This window comes from Streptomyces sp. PA03-5A, from assembly GCF_033792725.1.
In the GTDB taxonomy this organism is placed as follows: domain Bacteria; phylum Actinomycetota; class Actinomycetes; order Streptomycetales; family Streptomycetaceae; genus Actinacidiphila.
Map to the genome: position 1 here is coordinate 117,149 of NZ_JARAVL010000006.1, position 18,748 is coordinate 135,896.

At 73.6% G+C, this 18,748-nt stretch carries 15 protein-coding genes; 5 read left to right on the forward strand and 10 right to left on the reverse strand.

All coding sequences use genetic code 11. From position 1 onward, the window contains the following. Window positions 1–112: 112 nt before the first annotated feature. The 3 genes from PV410_RS09275 to PV410_RS09285 form a co-directional block, all read right to left on the reverse strand. The gene (locus PV410_RS09275; RefSeq protein WP_500323542.1) at window positions 113–1,123 is read right to left on the reverse strand and encodes a LuxR family transcriptional regulator; all 1,011 of its coding nucleotides are present in this window, start codon (window positions 1,121–1,123) and stop codon (window positions 113–115) included. Between the two features lie 75 nt (window positions 1,124–1,198). Beyond that, window positions 1,199–2,122: an NADP-dependent oxidoreductase gene (locus tag PV410_RS09280; protein WP_500323543.1), complete on the reverse strand. Its 924-nt coding sequence runs from the start codon at window positions 2,120–2,122 to the stop codon at window positions 1,199–1,201. Then, window positions 2,122–2,631: a nuclear transport factor 2 family protein gene (locus PV410_RS09285; RefSeq protein ID WP_500323545.1), complete on the reverse strand. Its 510-nt coding sequence runs from the start codon at window positions 2,629–2,631 to the stop codon at window positions 2,122–2,124. Before PV410_RS09285 ends, PV410_RS09280 begins: the two co-directional genes overlap by 1 nt. Window positions 2,632–2,774: 143 nt before the next feature. Here PV410_RS09285 and PV410_RS09290 point away from each other — a divergent pair, with 143 nt between their 5' ends. Both PV410_RS09290 and wrbA read left to right on the forward strand, forming a co-directional pair. Continuing rightward, the gene (locus tag PV410_RS09290; protein WP_500323546.1) at window positions 2,775–3,608 is read left to right on the forward strand and encodes a LysR family transcriptional regulator; all 834 of its coding nucleotides are present in this window, start codon (window positions 2,775–2,777) and stop codon (window positions 3,606–3,608) included. A gap of 148 nt (window positions 3,609–3,756) precedes the next feature. Next, window positions 3,757–4,368, forward strand: coding sequence for an NADPH-dependent FMN reductase family protein (gene wrbA, locus PV410_RS09295; protein ID WP_499516111.1), 612 nt, complete (start codon window positions 3,757–3,759; stop codon window positions 4,366–4,368). Between the two features lie 128 nt (window positions 4,369–4,496). Here wrbA and PV410_RS09300 read toward each other — a convergent pair whose 3' ends face one another. From PV410_RS09300 to PV410_RS09320, 5 genes are all read right to left on the reverse strand, one after another. Then, window positions 4,497–4,802, reverse strand: a complete 306-nt coding sequence (locus tag PV410_RS09300; RefSeq protein ID WP_500323547.1) for a hypothetical protein — start codon at window positions 4,800–4,802, stop codon at window positions 4,497–4,499. Window positions 4,803–5,127: 325 nt separating this feature from the next. Continuing rightward, window positions 5,128–7,428, reverse strand: coding sequence for a SpoIIE family protein phosphatase (locus PV410_RS09305; protein ID WP_500323548.1), 2,301 nt, complete (start codon window positions 7,426–7,428; stop codon window positions 5,128–5,130). A gap of 169 nt (window positions 7,429–7,597) precedes the next feature. Continuing rightward, on the reverse strand, window positions 7,598–11,071 hold the full coding sequence (locus tag PV410_RS09310; protein WP_500323549.1) for a phosphodiester glycosidase family protein: 3,474 nt from the start codon (window positions 11,069–11,071) through the stop codon (window positions 7,598–7,600). Between the two features lie 163 nt (window positions 11,072–11,234). Next, window positions 11,235–11,996 carry a GNAT family N-acetyltransferase gene (locus PV410_RS09315; protein WP_500323710.1) on the reverse strand — a complete coding sequence of 254 codons (762 nt, stop codon included), beginning with the start codon at window positions 11,994–11,996 and terminating at the stop codon, window positions 11,235–11,237. Between the two features lie 40 nt (window positions 11,997–12,036). Then, the gene (locus PV410_RS09320) at window positions 12,037–13,566 is read right to left on the reverse strand and encodes an MFS transporter (RefSeq protein ID WP_500323550.1); all 1,530 of its coding nucleotides are present in this window, start codon (window positions 13,564–13,566) and stop codon (window positions 12,037–12,039) included. 205 nt (window positions 13,567–13,771) lie between these two features. Here PV410_RS09320 and PV410_RS09325 point away from each other — a divergent pair, with 205 nt between their 5' ends. Beyond that, on the forward strand, window positions 13,772–14,215 hold the full coding sequence (locus PV410_RS09325) for a VOC family protein (RefSeq protein ID WP_500323551.1): 444 nt from the start codon (window positions 13,772–13,774) through the stop codon (window positions 14,213–14,215). 172 nt (window positions 14,216–14,387) lie between these two features. On the opposite strand, the gene PV410_RS09330 is transcribed toward PV410_RS09325, so the two are convergent. After that, window positions 14,388–15,581, reverse strand: a complete 1,194-nt coding sequence (locus PV410_RS09330; RefSeq protein WP_500323552.1) for an RNA-guided endonuclease InsQ/TnpB family protein — start codon at window positions 15,579–15,581, stop codon at window positions 14,388–14,390. Between the two features lie 185 nt (window positions 15,582–15,766). On the opposite strand from PV410_RS09330, the gene PV410_RS09335 reads away from it, so the two are divergent. After that, window positions 15,767–17,221 carry a dihydrolipoyl dehydrogenase family protein gene (locus PV410_RS09335; RefSeq protein ID WP_500323711.1) on the forward strand — a complete coding sequence of 485 codons (1,455 nt, stop codon included), beginning with the start codon at window positions 15,767–15,769 and terminating at the stop codon, window positions 17,219–17,221. Window positions 17,222–17,302: 81 nt separating this feature from the next. Here PV410_RS09335 and PV410_RS09340 read toward each other — a convergent pair whose 3' ends face one another. Beyond that, window positions 17,303–18,211 (reverse strand): SGNH/GDSL hydrolase family protein, encoded by a 909-nt coding sequence (locus PV410_RS09340; protein WP_500323553.1) that lies wholly within the window; start codon window positions 18,209–18,211, stop codon window positions 17,303–17,305. Between the two features lie 312 nt (window positions 18,212–18,523). Between PV410_RS09340 and PV410_RS09345 the strand changes: the two genes are divergently transcribed. Next, window positions 18,524–18,736, forward strand: coding sequence for a hypothetical protein (locus tag PV410_RS09345; RefSeq protein WP_500323554.1), 213 nt, complete (start codon window positions 18,524–18,526; stop codon window positions 18,734–18,736). Window positions 18,737–18,748 lie beyond the last annotated feature (12 nt).

The window sequence follows — 18,748 nt, forward strand, 5'->3', positions numbered from 1 at the left end:
CGGATGGAACGCCGTTCGGGCGCACACAAGTTCTAGCCGGGTGATCCTTTGGTGACCAACGTCCTGCGCTGCCGAAACCGGCCAGTGGCCAGAAGGGGCCACCGCCTTCCGGTCAGATCCAGTTGCGGCGGGCCGCGGCGACGCCCGCGCCGAACCGGTTGGTGGCGCCGAGTTCGGTGAACAGGTCCTGGATCCTGCGGCGCAGCGTCCGGGGCGACATGCCCAGCTGGCGGGCGATCGCCTCGTCCTTGACGCCGGCCGCGAAGAGCGCGAGCAGGTTCCGCTCCTCGTCGGTCGGCGTGCGGGACCCGTCCGCTGCGTCCGCCGGATCCCCCGGGCCCGCCGTCGGCAGGGTGCCGGATCCCGGCTCACCGGTCAACGCGGAGGCGGCGGCCCAGTACTTCTCGAAGAATTCACCCAAGGCCTCCAGCAAGGGCGGCGATTCGGTGTACAGGTACTCGGCGCTCCCGACCGACAGGCTCAGCGACACCATCGCTGCCGACCGGTCGGCCATCGCCAGCTTGATCGGCAGCGCCGGCACGACCCTGGCCTCCTCCCCGCGCGACACGAGGCTGCCCAGCTCCTGCCACCCGCCGTCGGCCTCGAAGCTGGCGGCGGCGTAGACCGCCCGCACCCGCACGCCCCGCCGTACCGCCGCCTCGTCGAGCGGCTCGTTCGGGGCGAGCAGGAACGGCGGGCGGTCCAGGGCGCACAGCTCGGTCCGCGCGGTCTGCTTGAGCCGGTAGTAGCGGTCCCCGACGGCCTCCAGGCCGCTGATCACGGCGGTGCCGGGACCGCCGTCCCTGGCCCTCCTGGCCGCGTCGAAGAGCACCCCGAGCGGGCCGGCCGCCTCGCGCACCGCGGCCAGCTGGCGCTCGCGCGACTCGACGAGCGCGCGCAGCGCGTGCCGGGGGTCCACCGTGAAGAACTCGCCCGAGGAGCGGCGGCTCATCAGCCCCGCGTGGTGGAGCTGCTCGAGGACCGCCAGCCCCTCGCCCGGCGTGACGCCGAGGGCGGCGACCACGTCGTCGACGGTCGTGCTGTCGCGGGACAGCAGGAGGCGGTAGGCCCGCTCCGCCACCGTGTCCACCCCGACCCACGCGAGCGGTGCGTCATTCTCCACGAGAGCATCCATTCCTGCCGTCCACGTCGCCGACGAGATCGAACCAAGAACAGGCGGCAACTTCAAAGCCGTGGGTCAGGTGACGTCGACGACCACCTTGCCCCGGGAGCCGCCCGCGGCCAGCAGGCGCTGGGCGTCGGCCGCGCGTTCCAGCGGGTAGGAGGCGGCGACCCGCACGGACAGCCTCCCGGCCTCGGCGAGCACCACCAGCGCGGCGAGGTCCGCCCGGTCGAGGCGGCAGAAGACCGGTACGACCCCCGGCAGCCCGGTCTCCGCGACGGAGGCCACCCGGGCCCCCGTACGGGCGGCGTCCGCCGTCGCGGCGAGGGTGCCGCCACCGGCGGTGTCGAGCACCGCGTCGGCTCCGCGCGGTGCCAGTTCCCGTACCCGTGCGGCGGCCCCCTGTCCGTAGGCGACGGGTTCCGCCCCGAGTGAGCGCAGGTGACCCTGGTCGGCGGGGGAGGCGGTGCCGATGACCCGGGCGCCCCGGGCCAGCGCGATCTGGACCGCGAGGGAGCCGACGCCGCCGCCCGCGCCGTGCACGAGCAGGGTCTCGCCCGGCCGGACGTCCAGCGCGCGCACCACCGCCTGATGGGCGGTGAGCCCCGCGAGCGGCAGTCCGGCGGCCTCGGCGAAGCCCATCCCTTCGGGCTTGTGCACCAGGGTGCGCACGTCGGCGGCGACCAGCTCGGCCAGTCCGCCGTGCGCGCGCTGCACGTCGCCGCGGATGTACCCGATGACCTCGTCGCCCGGGGCGAACTCCGGGGCGGCGGGCCCGGCGTGCTCCACCACGCCCGCGATGTCCCAGCCCGGGACGACGGGGAAGTACGTGTCGAGGGCGGAGTCGAGCGCTCCCGCCTGGAGTGCCAGGTCGGCGGGGTTGAGCGCCGCCGCGCGCACCCGGACCAGCACCGAGTCGACATGGGTCCTGGGTGTGGGGAGTTCGGTGAGCTCCAGCACCTCGGGGCCGCCGTAGCGGCGGTAGACCACGGCCCGCATCACGCCCCCGGGAGGGCGATCGGCATGTCCATCAGGACGCGGTGGTGGACGATCTTCCACACGCCGTCCACCCGGTGCAGGTCGGTGTCGTAGTAGCCGGACTCGACCGGTTCCACCGTGCCCTGTGCGCCGAAGGCGCCCGCGGGCCACCCGCCGGCGGGCCGCGCGGCGGCGCGCGTCCGGAAGACGACGAACTGGGCGTTCATGTGGGCGCGGTCGCCGTCGACCTCGACGAGGTGGTCGGCGGTCACGTGGTGGCCGGCACCACCCTCCGGGTGCGGCGCCATGTAGTGCTCGACCGCGTAGGCCACGGCCGCCCCGCCGATGAGGGGCTCGCCGACGGGTTCGTGGCCGGCGGTACCGGTCCTGGCGTAGATCTGCACGACGGCGTCGTCGGTGAACAGGGCTCCCTGGCCCTTGCCGTCCCGTCGGTCCGTGGCGCGGACGTAGCGGGCCAGGACCTCCCGGACCTCCCGGACATCGCGCTCCGTGCGCTCCTCGCTGCTCATGTGTGATGGCTCCCTTTCTTCTCTTCCCGGACTCGGGCACCGGAGCGGCCCCCCGAGCCGTCGGGCGTGCGTTCCGTCCCAGTGGACCAGGGGCCGCGCGGGGGAGCCATGACGCTTCTGACATGCGGCGATACTCTGGAGGTATGGATCGCCTGGAGACTCGTGAGCTGGAGTACTTCGTGGCCGTGGCCGAGGAGCTGCACTTCAGCCGCGCGGCGGAGCGTCTGGGCATCGCGCAGCCGCCACTGTCGCGGGCGATCGCACGCCTGGAGCGCCGCATGGGGGTCCGGCTGCTGGAGCGGACCAGCCGCCGCGTCGCGCTGACCCCCGCGGGCGAGGTCCTCCTGGACGAGTGCCGGCGGCTGCTGCGGGAGCTGGACGGGGCCGTGGAGCGCGCCCGGCGGGCGGCCGCACCGGCCCGGCTCACCCTGGCGGTACGGCCCGGTACGGGTTCGGGCCTGCTGGCGGAGCTGGTCAGGTCGTACAAGGGCGCCGCCCCGGAGCTCGTCTTCACCTACGACCGGGTCGGCGCCCTGCGCGACGGCACGGCCGACGTCGCGCTGCTGTGCGTCGGCAGCGACGACCTGACCGGCCTCGGGACGGCCGACGTGGCGGAGGAACTGCCCGTCGTGCTGCTGCCGCGCGGGCACCGGCTCGCCGCCCGCGGTGAGGTGACCACCGCCGAGCTGCGCGAGGATCCCGCCTTCCGGGAGGAGTGCCCGCCGGTGGGTCTCGACGAGATCGTCGACCGGGTGGCGCTGGGCCGGCTGGTCACCGTCGTCGGCTCGGCCGCCGCGGACCGTCTGACCCGGGACGTGGTCGCGGTCGCGGTCGTGGACCTGCCCGCGACGACGCTGGCGCTGGCCTGGCCCCGGCAGGCCGGGCGCCCGGAGGTCGCCGCCTTCGCCCGTACCGCGCGGAGCATGGCGGGCGTTCGCGGGGCGGGCGTTCGCGGACTGGGGGACCGGCCGGCGTGACATTCGTCGCACGGTGGCCGGTGGACAGGGGTGCCCCAATGTTGTTTATTCTTCAACCAGTGAAGCGCGGCCCGCCCTCACGGGCCGCGGTGTCCCTGGACCACGCAACCCCGAATCGCGGGGAAGGTCCTCCCTGAAAGGAACCACCTTGTCGATCAAGCTCGCGATCGTCTACTACTCCTCCACCGGCACCATCACCGAGATCGCGAAGGAGATGGCCGAGACCGCGGAGAAGGCCGGCGCCGAGGTCCGCCTGCTCAAGGCAGCGGAGCTCGCCCCGCAGGCGGCGATCGACTCCAACCCCGCCTGGGCCGCCAACCACGCCGCCACCGCCGACGTCCCCGTGGCCACCCCCGCTGACGTCGAGTGGGCCGACGCCGTGATCTTCGGCACCCCCACCCGCTTCGGCAACATGTCCTCGCAGCTCAAGCAGTTCATCGACACCCTCGGTGGCCTGTGGGCGCAGGGCAAGCTGGCCGACAAGGTCTACAGCGGCTTCGTCTCCACCGCCACCTCGCACGGCGGCCAGGAGTCGACCCTCCTCGCCCTGTACAACTCCATCCACCACTTCGGCGGCATCGTCGTGACCCCCGGTTACACCGACCCCGCCAAGTTCGTCGACGGCAACCCCTACGGCACCTCCCACGTGGACGCCCAGGGCAACAACCCCGTCAACGACACCACCCGCACCGCCGCCCGCATCCAGACCGAGCGCGTCATCAAGCTCACCGCCGCGCTGAACCGCGGCCTCGCGGGCTGACCCCGAGCCGACGGCGCACCCGCTGAGACGGACGTTCACGGGTGCGCCGTCCATCCACTCGGCGGCGCCTCCTCCTGTCGTGCCGGAGGCGCCGCCGACCCGTACCCGTACCCCGTACCCGCGCCGCGTCAGGCGCAGGGATTGCTGAGGTACACCCACCCCAGCGGATCCCACCGCAGGCGGCGCACCTCGACACCGTCGATCTCGGCGTCGTCCTCACGTGCGGCGCGGGACCGGGGGAGCGAGGCCCGCGCCAGCGCGATCGCCACCGCGTCCTCGGCGTCGTCCGCCTCGCCGACGACGAAGAACTGCCGGCCGACGGAGCCCTGGGGCGTGCGGAAGCGGAAGCCCACGAACCACCGGTCCTGGTCCGCGCAGCCGCCGTCCCCGCGGACGTCGGCGGTCCCCCCGTGACGGTCTCCGGTGCTGGACATGGCGGGTTTCCCTGCTCCTCGGCTGCTGAGGTCCATCGGCATGCGTCGCGTCGCCGGTGGGCGACGAGACTTCACGGTGACACGGCGGGAGCTCGGCGAAAAGGGGACAAAGTCCTCCCCCCATCCGGGGAACATTCCCCGCCACCGTCCGGAGGGGCCTCAGTCCCGCCCCCTTCCGGGGCCGGACAGGTGCTCCCGGAAGAAGGGAACGGCCTCGGAGACCGCGCGGTCGACGTACTTCGGTACGTCGTAGAAGTCCATGTGGCTACCGCCCTCGACCACCACGAGCCGCGGCCCGGGCAGGGGTGACGGGCGTCCGCCGGACTCAGCGGCCGTCCGTGGGTGGTCCGACCGGCTGCTGGGCCCACACCGTCTTGCCCTGGGCCCGGTAGCGGACGCCCCACTGGTCGGCGAGGCCCGCGATGATGAACAGCCCCCGGCCGTTCTCGTCGACGGTGCGCGCGTGCTTCACGTGCGGGGCGCCGGGGCCGGTGTCGCTGACCTCGCAGGTCAGCATCTGCTCGAGGACCAGGCGCAGGCGCAGGGGTGGAGTGCCGTACCGCACCGCGTTGCCGACGAACTCGCTGACGATCAGCTCGGTGGTGAACGCCGTCTCCTCCGCCACGCCCCAGGCCGCCAGCTGCCGGCGAGCCGCCGCGCGGGCGATCGGTGCCGCCTCGGCGCCGGGCGGCAGCGCGCAGGTCAGCACCCGGTCCGCGGGCAGCGCCCGCGTACGGGCGAGCAGCAGCACCGATTCTTCGCCCGCGTCCGTGCCGGTGGACGCCGACCCGATGGCGTCGCGCACCTCCGGCAGGGGCCGGGCGCCCGCGCCGTCCAGCAGCGGCCGCAGCGGCGCGGACGGCGCCAGGACCCGCTCCGCGAACGAGGTCGTCGCCATGGCCAGGGTGCTTCCCGGAGGGAGGCCGACGGTGGTCGCGGGGAAAGGGGCGTTGTCCTGTCCGCTGAGCAGGGGACCCGCGGGGACGGCCAGGGTGGCCGAGGTGCCGTCGGGGAGGACGACGACCGGCTCCGGCAGGCCTGCCCGGGCGACGGTGCAGGTGAGTTCCACCGGGTCGTACACCGCGATGGCGCAGCCGATGTCGATCGGCTCGAAGTCCAGTTGCGGCAGTGCGGCGGACGCCGCGGCGAGGCGGGAGGCGGTCTCGCTCAGCCGGGCCAGCAGCTCGTCCGGGGGCAGGTCCAGGGCGGCGAGGGTGTGGAGGGCCGTCCGGACCAGCCCCATCGTGATGGCCGCGACGATCCCCCGCCCGGCCACGTCCCCGACGACCAGCGCGGTCCGTGCGCCGGGCAGCGGGATCGCGTCGGACCACGCGCCGCCGCCCTCCACACCGGGCTGGTGCAGCCGGGCGACCTCCACGGTGGGCCGTCCCGCGGGCTGTCCGGGGAGCAACCGGCGCTGAAGGGTCGAGGCGATGATCCACTCGCGCATGTACTGCCGGGCGTTCTCGATGGAGAGGGCGGCGTGCGCGCACACGGCGGAGGCCACTGCCAGGTCGTCCTCGTCGAAGGGCTCCCGGTCCTGTTCGCGGTAGAAGCTGACCACGCCCAGGGCCTGGTCGCGCAGCGTCAGCGGGGCCACGATCAGGGAGTGGGCGCCGGCTCCCAGAATGGCGTCCGTCCGGGCCGGGTCGGTGGCCAGCCACGGGGTGTGATCGTCGATCGGCACCAAGCGGGCCCTGGCGTCGGACAGGGCGTCCGTGAACGGGGTGCCGGGCGGGAGGGGACGCACCTCTCCGACCGGGTACGCCGACAGGCGGCCCCGGAACGCGGCCCGACGCAGGGGAACGTCCTGGTGCACCGGCACCTTGGGCGGTTCCTCCCCGCGGACGACCTCGTCGACCATCTCGACGACGGCCGTGTCGGCGAAGACGGGCACGACCGCGTCCACCAGTTCCCGCGAGACGAGGCCCACGTTGGGCACGTGCCCCACCTGTGCGCGCACCTGTTCCAGAAGGTCCAGGCGGCCCCGTGCCTTCTCCCGGTCGGTGACGTCGACCGCGGACGCCACCAGCCCGAGCACGTCGCCCCGGGAGTCCTCCAGGCGGAAGTAGCAGACGGAGCGCATGCGGCACCCGCGCCGGTCCGGTGACCCGGGGCCGTGGGCGAGCCGGTTCAGGACCGGTTCCCCGCTCTCCAGGACCTGCCGCGCCACATCCGCCTCCACCTCGGGGCCGGCGAGGTCGTACACCTCGGTGAAGTGCCGGCCCAGCGGGTTCCCCGCCCGCGCGCCACCCGCCGCGGTGACGCCGGCGCTCATCCGGATCACGCGCAACCGCCGGTCGAGGACGAGCAGTTCCATGGGGGAGTCGGTGAAGACGGCCTTCAGGATCGCCACGTCCTGTTCCGACAGGGCCGTGTCCACCGCGGCGCGCACCCGCCACAGCACCGAGGTGCCGCGCAGCACCGGCTCGACCCGTACCGCGACGCCGCCGGGGAACCCGGCGCGCGGACGTCCGGCGTCCGCGGCGATCCCGCGCAGGAGCGCGCCCAGGGACCGGCCGACGGCCTCCTCGGCGGCGCACCCGAACAGCTCCTCGGCCGGACGTCCCCACTCGACCACCCGGCCGTCCTCGTCGACGAGGAGCAGCACGTCACCGCTGGGCATGGACCACGCACCTCCGGCTCCATGCCTGCCCGTCCCGTCCCGGCGGCAGGCCCGTCCGCGCGACAGCTCCGCCGATCGGCTCAGCCCGTACCGCCGCCGGACATGGCACGGCCCTTCCGGGCGGCGCTCCCCGGTACGGGACGCGCCCGGAAGGGCCGGGTGCCGGCGCTCAGCCGCGGCGTACCGTGATCGTCCTCTCGGTGGTCACGCCGTTGACGGTCACGCGGAGCACCGCGGTGCCGGTGCGCAGCCCCTTGACCGTCGAGGTGGCCGGGTCGTAGGCGATGACGGGCGCCCCGTCGTGGTGCCCGTGCCCGTGCCCGTCGTCGGCGCCGGCCACGTCGACGCGGCTGCCGGACCATGCGGCGCCGACCGGCCAGGCCACCGGGACGGTACGGGTCCCGTCCTGGGTGACCGTCGCCGAGGCGTGGCCCACGCCGCCGACGGTGAGCGTGGCCGGGGCGACCATGTCCACCGCGTCGGTGCGGGCGTGCACCTCGGCGCGCAGCCAGGTCCCGGAGTCACCGGAGGGGACGTCGAAGGGGTCGGTGACCCGGCCGTGGCGCGGGTCGATGCCCAGCATCGTCCAGCCGGTGAAGCCGCCGTTGTCGGGCGTGCTCGCCGGATTCTTGCCGGAGTTGCCGTTCACCAGGTACGGGACGCCGTCGATCCGCGTCGCGGAGAAGGCGCCGACGTGGCCGGCGACGAACGCGGCGGACTTGTGGCCCTCGGCCCGGAAGTCGGCGAGCCACTGCTCGACCAGGGCGGCCTCCTTGCGGTCACCGAGCTGGCTGGCCTTGTCCGGCAACGGGTCCTCGGCCGGGTGGTGCTCGAACACCACGACACCGCTGACGGAACGGTCGGCGGCCGCGTCGCGGAGCTGGTCGTGCAGCGTCTGGAGCTGGGCGAAGCCGCCGCCGCGCAGGGTGCCGCTGGAGGAGTCCAGGGTGATGAAGCGGGTGCCCTCGACGTCGAAGACCGACGTGGTGTCACCGAAGGCGGCCTTGAAGTTGGAGGTGTTCCCGGGGCCCATCACCTCGTGGTTGCCCGGCACGTAGTGCCACGGGACGGTGCCCTTGGTGCGGGCGTCGAACTCGTCGAGCAGCGTGCGGGCGAGTGCGAAGTCGGCCGGGGAGCCCTCGTCGACGAGGTCGCCGTTGATGACCAGCAGATCGGGCTTGGCCGCGGCGATCTCCTCCAGGGTCCGGCGGGCCGCGGCGACCAGCGGGCTGCCGGGGTCACGGGCGACGAACTGGGCGTCGGACATGACGGCCACGCGCAGCGGACGGCCGTCGACGGTGCCGTTGGTCACGACCACCGGGTCCTCGACCTTCGGCCGCACCGGCAGCTCCACGTCGGGGGCGACCTTGACCCGCAGGTCGCTGACGGTGACCTCGCCGGTGTAGGAGCGGGCGGCGCTGGTCTCCAGCAGCCGGACCCGCTGGAACGTCAGCGGGTAGGGGGTGCCCACGGGCACGGGGAACTCGACCTTGCGCCAGCCGGTCCAGGTGATGGTGGGGCCGTCCAGGTTGGCGGTCACACCGGCGGCCGTGCGGTACTGCAGGCGCGGCCACTCGCCGTTGCCGTCGCCGTTGATCCACATGGTGACGGCCTGCGGCTGGCCGGGCAGCTGGATCTGCTGCGGCGGCACGGCGTACTGGCCGCGGGTGGCCGTCGACCGGGTGAAGTCGTACGTCAGCTTCAGGCCGGGGGTGCCGTCGTGGCCCTCGGCCGGGGTGACGGAGCCGCCGGGAGCCCGGTCGTTCGCGGAGGTCCAGGAGGCCGCGTCCGACAGGTCCGCGAACGACTTCTCGGCGAGGCCCACGGTGACGGCGACGTCGGTGGTCAGCTTCCCGACCGTCAGGTGCAAGGTGGTGGACGCGCCGTCGGTCAGGCCGCGCACGGTGAAGGTCGCGTCGTCCGCGGGCAGCACCGAGACGACCCCGTCGCCGCCGGTGACCTTGACGTCGGACGCGTCGATCGGGGCGGAGTCGCCGAGCGCGTCGTAACCGGTGACGGTCAGCCGGGCGGTGTCGTCCAGGCCGTCGAGGGCCACCAGGCTGCTGCCCGGCGCGATCCGCACCGCGGGGGCGAGCACGGTCAGCTCCGCCGAACCCGTGGCGCGGTGACCGGAGGATGCCGTCACCCGGGCGGTGCCCGAGCGCCTGCCGGTGACGACGGCGGATCCGTCGTGCCCGGAGCGGACGGTCACCCTGCCGTCGCCCTGCCACCGCACCCGTCCGGCCGGCACCGGCGCGTACGTCTCGTCGTGGGCGAGCGCCCGCACGGTGCGGTGCAGCCCGGGGAAGACCTTCTCCGAACCGTCCGCGGTGAGCGCGGGCCGCACGCGGAAGCCGCGGACCGCGCCCGAGCCGGGCGCGGCGAACAGGCCCAGGCCGTTGGCGACCTGCCGCTCCGAACCGTCCGACGGGCTGTTGACCAGGCCCGTCGTGCTCTCGCCCGGCAGCCGGGCGGCCATGGTGGTGGAACCGCCGCCGTCCATGTTCAGGGCGTTCCGGGCGCCGAGGGCCTTCATGAAGGCGCCGAGCTCGTTGAGGTCCATGCCGCGGCTGTCGGTCTGCTTGCCGTCGATGGCGACCAGGTACATGGTGCGCCCGTCGGCGGAGAAACCGACGCTGGTGCGGGAGGTGGCGGTGACGGTGTCGCCGTCCGTGTGGTGTTTGACCGTGCCGTCCGCGACGAGGACCTGGCCGCCGCCCACCGCGACCGCGACGTCGCCGAAGTCGGCGCGCGGCTTGTAGGCGACGGTGACGGCGTCGCCCGGCGCGAGCCCGGCGAGCGCGTCGGCGCCCGCCTCCCGGCCGAGCAGCACGCTGGTGCCCGCGGGGATCGGGCCGCTGCCGACGGAGGCGCGCACCTCGGTGACCTTGCCGTCGCGCAGCCGGACCTCGGTGACCCGGTCCGCACCGCTGACCGGCTTGGTGCGCGGGGAGACCCCCCACTGGTCGGTGAAGAGCCCGATCCCGCCGGCCGCCAGGACGGGGGAGTTGACCCCGGACAGCTTCAGGTGCTCCGTCCCGCCGACCGTGACGTCGCCCTCCAGGAACACCTGGGCGAGCCGGCCGAGACCGTCCGCGCCGATGGCGACGGTCTGGTTGCGGCCCTCGGTGGGCGAGTTGACCAGGCCGTCCTTGCGCGACACCGCCGCGCCGACCGGGGCCTCGGTGTCGTTCATGTCGAAGTAGTCGCCGTTGACGGCGGCGACGGCGCCGGTGCGCCGGGCCTGCTCGGTCACCCGGGACTTCCCGGTGACCGTGCCGGAGGATATGTGGTCCACGCTGAGCCGGTCCTCGGCGAGGTCCGCGACGAGCACCTGCCCCCGGACCCAGCCGTCGGTCTCGAAACGGTCGAAGCGGGTCAGGTTCAGCCCGGGCGCGATCGGCGTGCGGGTCTCACGGGTGACGATCGACTCGCCGGGGGTGCTCGGGATGAGTCCGTGGCCGGAGCTGCCCGGCTCCGTCGCGCTCGCGGGCGCCGACACGAGCTGTTCGGGCGCGAACGCCTGGGCGGTCGTCATCATCCCGGCGCCGATGCTGAGCGCGGTGGCCAGGGCGAGCACGGCGGCACCGCGTCGTGCCGCGGAACGCGGGCTCGGGACGGCGGGCTGGAGGGGGAACGGCACTTGCTGACTTCTTTCCCTGTTGGGGCGGTGGTCGCCGTTCAGTTGATGTGCCGTCGGTGTCGCAGTGCCGATAAACGGGTGGTCATCCGGGATGTGCAAGGTGAACATCCGTCACCGCCGGCCCTGTGAGCTGCTGCGACGCCCTTGGGTGCCGGCCGAGGGATCAGCCCGCGGGGGTGAGGTACGTCCAGGTCTCCACGAGCCGGAAGCCCAGGGATTCGTACAGGGGGCGGGACATGGGGGAGTTCTGCGTGAACGCGTGGCGCGCCCCCGACGCGACGGCGTCGTGGAGCCGGGCCGTCACCAGTGCGCGGTAGTGGCCGTTGCCCCGGTGCCGCGGCGGCACCGAACCGTTGAACAGCCCCACGTGGTCGCCGGCCAGGATGTTGAACCCGGTCGCGACGGCCTCGCCGTCCACGTCGAGGGTGAACGCGGTCATGTCGGGGGCGTCGAGCAGCGCCGGGCGGGCGAAGGCGTCCGCGACCTCTCCGGGCATGCCGAACCCCGCCGCGAGCGCGGCGGAGTACCGCCCGGCCTCGGCACCGGTGAGCTTGTGCACCGTGCCGCCCCCGGGCGGTACGGCGGGCAGATCGGCGAGCGACGCGGCGTCCCACGCCAGCAGGGGGAGCGTGGGGCCGGCCGTACGGCCGAACCGGGCCGCCAGCGCGGTCAGTTCCGGGCCGGCCTCGCCGCGGACCTGGATGCTCCAGGGCAGACCCGCCGCCGACAGCTCCTCGGCGAGGGCCTCTGTCTCCCGCAGGTCCCGTTCGTGACCCGCGGACACCGTGTTCAGGAGGGCGACCGGCAGGCCGGTGCACACCAGCCGCCCGCCCTTGGGGCCGCGCCGCGTGAAGGCGCCGGGCAGGAGGTCCGTCAGCCGCTCCATGGCCCCGTGCAGGGCGTCCACCGCGGCATGGCTGATCATCTCGGTCACGCCGCGGAGGATACCCGGCCCGCCCGTACGGCTACGCCGCCGCCCGGGCCTTGGACGCGAGGACGCCCCCGCGGCGGCGCGGCGAGGGGACGTTCACGAGCAGGGCGGCGACGAGGGCGCCGGCGAGCGTGAGGCCGCCGGCCCACCCGAAGGCGGTGGTGAAGCCGTGGACGACGCCGGCGTCGGTGATGGCGTGCCGCTGTGCGGCGGTCACCCGGTCCCCGCCGTGCGCGGCGAGGCGCGCCGCGACGTAGTGGCCCGTCGAGGTGGTGGCGACGGTGTTGAGCAGGGCGGTGCCCAGGGAACCGCCCACCTGCTGCGCGGTGTTCACCGCCGCGGAGGCCGTGCCCGCGTCGCCCGGGGCGACCCCGGCGGTCGCCGTGGCCATGACGGGCATGAAGACCAGGCCCATGCCGGACCCGAGCAGCACGGCGCCCGGCAGGACGTGGGTGGCGTAGGCCGAGTGCGTACCGAGGGTGGTGAAGGTGAACATGCCGGCCGCGGCGACGGCCAGTCCCGGCACGATCATCGTCCGCGGCGCCACGCGGGGCAGTAGACGGGCGGAGACCTGGGTGGAGGTGAGGACTATCGCGGCGGACATCGGCAGGAAGGCGAAACCGCTCTTGAGGGCCGAGTAGCCGAGGATGTCCTGCAGGTAGTACGTGAGCAGGAGGAACACCGCGAACAGGCCCGTCATCGCCAGTCCCAGGGTCAGGACCGGACCGCCGTGGGCCCGCGTCGCGATGATGCGCAGCGGCAGCAGGGGATGAGCGGCGCGGGACTGCCACCAGGTGAACCCGGCGAGGAGCGCCGTGCCCGCGACGAGCAGGCCGGCCACCGTGCCCGACCCCCAGCCGTCGGACTCGGCCCTGCTGAGCGCGTACACCACGGTGACCAGACCGCCGCAGCCGAGGACGGCCCCGGGGACGTCGAGCCGCACCGCGCGGTGCCCGGCGCGGTCCTTGAGGAAGGCGACCGCGCCGGCCGCGGCGACGGCGCCGATCGCCACGTTGACGTACAGGCACCAGCGCCAGTCCAGGTACTGGGTCAGGACGCCGCCCAGGAGCAGGCCCATCCCGCCCCCGGCGCCGGCGAGGGCGCCGAAGATGCCGAACGCCTTGGCGCGTTCCCTGCCGTCGGTGAAGGTCGTGGCCAGCAGGGACAGCGCCGAGGGGGCGAGCAGCGCGGCGAAGCACCCCTGCAGGGCGCGGGCCGCGAACAGCATGGCGGGGCCCGTGGCGGCGCCGCCGAGCGCGGAGGCGGTGGCGAAGCCGACGAGGCCGGAGGTGAAGGCGTGCTTGCGGCCCACGAGGTCCGCGATGCGTCCGCCGAGGAGCAGCAGTCCGCCGAAGGCGAGCGTGTAGGCGGTCACGACCCACTGCCGGCTGCCGTCGGTGAGCCCGAGGTCGCGCTGGGCCGACGGCAGGGCGATGCTCACGATCGTGGCGTCGAGGACCACCATGAGCTGCGCCAGCGCGATCACGCCCAGGGCCCACCACCGCCGGGCGTCGCGTTCCGCCGGGGGTTCCTGCCGCGGGGTTGTCACAGCCGGTGTGGTCATCTCGGTCTTCCTCACGGATGTCGACGAGGGCGCGGACGCGCCACGGGCAGGCTGCCAAGTGCTTGACGGGTCAAGTATATCCTGAAGGTGTCGGGCCGGCGTCCGCGGCGGACGTGCATCCGTCACCGCCTTGACAGGTTACGAAGTGCTGGGCCATGCTCGTCACCAGTCAAAGCGGTGACGATTAGAGAACTGGGAGAACCCGATGGACCTGAAGCTCGAGGTTGTGGTGCTGCCCGTGTCCGATGTGGACCGGGCCAAGGACTTCTACGCGGCGCTGGGCTTCCGGCTGGACGTCGATTACGTCGGCGACGACGGCTTCCGCGTCGTCCACTTCACCCCGGAGGGATCCGGGGCCTCGATCCTCTTCGGTGACGGCGTCACCACGGCCGCCCCGGGCTCCGTGCAGGGCCTCCACCTGATCGTCGAGGACATCGTGGCGGCCCGCGCCGAACTGGCGGCACGTGGCGTCGACATCAGCGAGGTGTTCCACGACGCGGGCGGCGTCTTCCACCACGCCGGCGAGACCGCCCGGGTCGCGGGCCCGCACCCGGCGCGCGCCAGCTACGGCTCCTTCGCGACCTTCGCGGACCCGGACGGCAACGGCTGGGCGCTCCAGGAGGTCACGGACCGTCTGCCGGGGCGCTGACCCCCGACCACCCCACTCGACGACCTCCCGACCTTCCCCGACCACCCGACCCCCGGGCTCCCGCGGTGCCGCGGATCCCCCCTCCGCGGCACCGCGGGCCCGTGACCGGGTCCCCTCCGGCCCCCTTTGGAAGCAGGTTTTGACTTCCCCCCTCCTTGAAAGGAGGGGGTTCCTACGGCTCGCGCTGTAGGGGTTCCTGCTTCATCGCCGACTGCTCGCCCGGAGTTCTCCGTTGAGGTCTTACACCGGCTCCACAGGCCGACACCGTCAGTCCGACGGCCAGCAGGTTCTTCGCGGCGTTCACGTCCCGGTCGTGGGTCGTGCCGCAGTCGCAGGTCCAGGTGCGGACGTGCAGCGGCATCTTGTCCTGCAAGGTGCCGCAGGCGGAGCACAGCCTGGACGAGGGGAAGAAGCGGTCGACCGCGATCACTTCCCGCCCGTACCAGGTGGCCTTGTACTCCAGCATGCTCCGGAACTCGGCCCACGACGCATCGCTGATGGGGCGGGCCAGGCTCCGGTTCTCGGCCATGTTGCGCACGGCCAGGTCCTCGATCACGATCGTTTGGTTTTCACGAACGAGTCGGGTGGTCAGCTTGTGCAGCCCGTCACGGCGCCGGTCGGCGATGCGGGCGTGGATCTTGGCGACCGTCAGCCGGGCCTTGCGACGGTTGGCCCCGTCGCCCTTGGCCTTCTTCGCCAGACGCCGCTGCGCCAGGGCGAGCCGGGCGCGGTCGCGGCGTTCGTGTCGCGGGTTGGTGACCTTCTCTCCTGTGGACAGGGTCAGCAGGTGGTCCAGGCCGACATCGACGCCCACGGCGTTGCCGCCCGCGGGCAGCGGCGCAACGGATGGGTCCTCGCACAGCAGGGACACGTACCAGCGGTCGGCCGCATCCTGGGACACGGTCACGGTGGACGGAGACGCGCCTTCGGGCAGCGGCCGGGACCACACGATGTCGAGCGGCTGCGCCATTTTCGCCAGGGTCAACCGGCCGCCCCGGAAGCGGAACGCGCTGGTGGTGTATTCCGCCGACTTCCTCGACTTTTTCCGCGACTTCAAGCGCGGGTACTTGGCTCGCTTGGCGAAGAAGTTCGTGAACGCCATCTGAAGGTGGCGCAGGGCCTGCTGGAGCGGTACGGAGGAGACGTCGTTGAGGTACGCCAACTCATCGGTCTTCTTCCAGGCCGTCAGCATCGCCGACGTCTGGTTGTAGTTCACCCGCACCTGGCGCGTCCACGCCTCGGTACGTGCCGCAAGGGCGAGGTTGTAGACCTTCCGCACGCAACCGAACGTGCGCGACAGCTCGGCCGCCTGCGCATCGGTCGGATAGAAGCGGTACTTGAACGCCCGCTTCACGAGGGTGGCCACGACTCACATGTTACCGCGTCAGTTTGCGGATTCTTTGGCGGAGCTGGGAGAAGGGGCCGCTCCGCCGTGGCGGCGAAACGGCTTTCGTTGCCCTGTTCCGCAGCGGTGCGATTCTTCCCCGCCTTGAAGGGCGGGGTTTCCTCGAGGGAGATGCGATGAAGACCGACGAAACGACGGATCAAGTGATGAGCGGTTCCTCCCGGGAGTACGACGTCGTCGTCATCGGCGGCGGACCGGTCGGCGAGAACGTCGCCGACCGGACGAGCGCCGCCGGACTGGCCACGGTGCTGGTGGAGGCCGAACTGCTCGGCGGCGAGTGCTCGTACTGGGCGTGCGAACCGAGCAAGGCGCTGCTGCGGCCCGTGGTGGCACGGGCCGACGCCCGCCGCATACCCGGCCTGAGGGGCGCGGTCGAGGGGCCGCTGGACGTGGCCGCGGTCCTCGCCCACCGCGACCGGCTCTCCGCCCACTGGAAGGACGACGGCCAGGTCGAGTGGCTGGACTCCGTCTCCGTCGACCTGGTGCGCGGCCACGGCCGCCTGGACGGGCCGCGGCAGGTCGTGGTGGACACGCCGGACGGCGGGACGGTCCGCCTGACCGCGCGGCACGCCGTCGTCGTCGCCACCGGGACCACGACGCTGCTCCCGGATCTGCCGGGGCTTGCCGAGGTGCGTCCGTGGACCAACCGCGAGGCGACGAGCGCCCACGAGGTACCGGGCCGTCTGGTGGTGGTCGGGGGCGGCGTCGTCGCCGTCGAGATGGCCACCGCGTGGCGGGCGCTCGGTTCCGAGGTGACCGTGCTGGTCCGGGGGAGCGGCGGACTGCTCGCCCGCATGGAGCCGTTCGCCGGGGAGATGGTCGCCGACGCCCTGCGCGACGCCGGTGTGGACGTACGGTTCGGCGCCTCCGTGACCGCCGTGGCGCGTGAGGTCGGCCCGGACGGTCCCGTACGCGTCACGCTGGCGGACGGCGGGACGCTGGTGGCCGACGAGATCCTCTTCGCGACCGGACGCGCCCCCCGCACCGCGGACATCGGCCTGGAGACGGTCGGCCTGGCCCCCGGCGACTGGCTGGCCGTGGACGACACGTTCCGGGTGACGGCCGTCGCCGACGGCTGGCTGTACGCGGCGGGCGACGTCAACCACCGCGCCCTGATGACGCACCAGGGGAAGTACCAGGCGCGCATCGCGGGAGCGGTGATCGGAGCACGGGCCAAGGGCGAGCCCGTGGACGACCGCAGGTGGGGCGCGCACGTCGCGACCGCCGACAACGACGCCGTGCCGCAGGTGGTGTTCACCGACCCGGAGGTCGCCTCCGTCGGCCTGACGACCCGGGAGGCGGAGGCCGCGGGTCGCCGGGTGGACGTCGTGGACTACGACATCGGGCGTCTCGCCGGGGCCGTGCAGTACGCCGAGGACTACCGGGGCAAGGCCCGCGTCCTGATCGACCCGGACCGCGGCACGGTCGTCGGCGTCACCTTCGTCGGCCCGGGAGTGCAGGAGTTGCTCTACTCGGCGACCGTCGCCGTCGCCGGTGAGATCCCGGTGGACCGGCTGTGGCACGCCGTCCCCGCCTTCCCGACGATCAGCGAGGTCTGGCTGCGCGTCCTGGAGACCTACCGGGACATGCGAGCGGCCTGACGGCGCGTCATACGGCGAGGACCCGCCTTCCCGAGGGGAGGCGGGTCCTCGGTCACCGTACGGGTTCGGTGCCGACCGGGGTCAGCGGTGATGACGGGTGACGACCCGGTGCACGGCGCCGGCCATGGCCGCCTCGCCCTGGGCGTTGGGGTGCGCCGGTGCCGCCGGGGTCGCGGGGGCGAGGGACTCGATCCAGCGCGTGCCCGCCGGCGCGCACATGTCGTGCCCGATGGTCGGGGTGTAGGTGTCGGCGTAGCGCGCGCCCGCCTTGCGGGCCTGGGTGGCCAGCATGGCGTTGAGCGCCTTCTCCGTGTCGCGCAGGTAGGAGAAGTCACCGGCCGCGAAGGGCACCGTGGCGCTGGTGCAGGCCGATCCGTCGTCAGGGAACAGGTCCGGATACCCGGCCACCACGACGCGGGCGTGCGGTGCGCGCCGGTGGATGTCGCGGATGACGGTGGCGACCTTGGGTGCGGTCTGCGCGACGCGCTCCGCGAGCTGGTCGTGGCCGCCCGCGGTGAAGTGGGCCCGGCAGGGGGCTCCGGTGGGGTCGGCGGACGTCAGGCCGGCGCAGGTGGCGATGACGCTGCTGAAGCCGATGTCGTTGCCGCCGATGCTGAGCGTGACCAGGTCCGTGCCGCGCTTGAGGGCGGCGAGCTGCGCCGGTGCGGCGCCCTGGGGCGCGATCATCTCCGCGGTGGTCGCCCCCGAGCAGCTGACGTCGGTGAGACGGGCGTTCTCGCGCGCCGCGACGAGCGAGGGGTAGTTGCTGCTCGACCGCAGGCACGTCGGGTCCACCTGGTCGGGGATGAGCGGGCCGGACGCGTAGGAGTCGCCGAGCGCGACGTAGTCCCGTCCACCACCCCCGTGGCCGGCCGGTGACGCGCCGGCGGTCCCTGCTCCGAAGCCCAGCAGCGTCACCATGCCCGTCAGGGCGGCAGCACCGAGTGCGACCCCGCGACGGGTGCCGGGCCGGGTCAGTGTTCTCTTCATCTGTGTCCGTTCGTCGTGGTTCCTGGCCGTCCGGGCCGCCGGACGAGGCGGCCCCCGGCTTCGCAGCGGTTCCTGCGGCGGCACCACGCCGCGCCCGCAAAATACTTGCTGCGCCAAGCAAGTAGATCATCGTGCCTTCGGGAGACGCAAACGCCGGTGCCCGGCGTGCCACCTGCCGGGCCGGCGCCCTGCACATCCCCGGCGGCCGTTCAAGCCACGCGATCTCGGGGCATGACAGCGCCTTCCGTCACCTGTCTGCTGGTGGCGAGAGAGCAGACAGGTCGACGGCCCCGCCACGACGAGGTGATCCCCATGAGCACGGACGATCCGGCACGGCTCCACGGTGCGCACCGCAAGGACCGGAGCGCCCACCCTCCCCGGCCCCCATGGCGGCGCGGGCTGCTGGCCTGCGTGCGCGCGCCCTGGACGGTCGCCTGGCTGGTCGTGGGGCCGGTGTACGAGTGGACGGTCCCCGGCCGGGCCCGCAGGCGCCGTGCCGGGGGACCGCTGCCCGCGCCGGCCTGAGAACCGGCGGCC

Bases quoted from the DNA above. Each gene is read 5' to 3' on its own strand.
- PV410_RS09320 (WP_500323550.1), bottom strand. From the start codon at position 13,566: ATGACCACACCGGCTGTGACAACCCCGCGGCAGGAACCCCCGGCGGAA.
- PV410_RS09325 (WP_500323551.1), top strand. From the start codon at position 13,772: ATGGACCTGAAGCTCGAGGTTGTGGTGCTGCCCGTGTCCGATGTGGAC.
- PV410_RS09285 (WP_500323545.1), bottom strand. From the start codon at position 2,631: ATGAGCAGCGAGGAGCGCACGGAGCGCGATGTCCGGGAGGTCCGGGAG.
- PV410_RS09345 (WP_500323554.1), top strand. From the start codon at position 18,524: ATGAGCACGGACGATCCGGCACGGCTCCACGGTGCGCACCGCAAGGAC.
- PV410_RS09315 (WP_500323710.1), bottom strand. From the start codon at position 11,996: ATGATCAGCCATGCCGCGGTGGACGCCCTGCACGGGGCCATGGAGCGG.
- PV410_RS09305 (WP_500323548.1), bottom strand. From the start codon at position 7,428: ATGCCCAGCGGTGACGTGCTGCTCCTCGTCGACGAGGACGGCCGGGTG.
- PV410_RS09300 (WP_500323547.1), bottom strand. From the start codon at position 4,802: ATGTCCAGCACCGGAGACCGTCACGGGGGGACCGCCGACGTCCGCGGG.
- PV410_RS09340 (WP_500323553.1), bottom strand. From the start codon at position 18,211: ATGAAGAGAACACTGACCCGGCCCGGCACCCGTCGCGGGGTCGCACTC.
- PV410_RS09335 (WP_500323711.1), top strand. From the start codon at position 15,767: ATGAGCGGTTCCTCCCGGGAGTACGACGTCGTCGTCATCGGCGGCGGA.
- PV410_RS09280 (WP_500323543.1), bottom strand. From the start codon at position 2,122: ATGCGGGCCGTGGTCTACCGCCGCTACGGCGGCCCCGAGGTGCTGGAG.
- PV410_RS09290 (WP_500323546.1), top strand. From the start codon at position 2,775: ATGGATCGCCTGGAGACTCGTGAGCTGGAGTACTTCGTGGCCGTGGCC.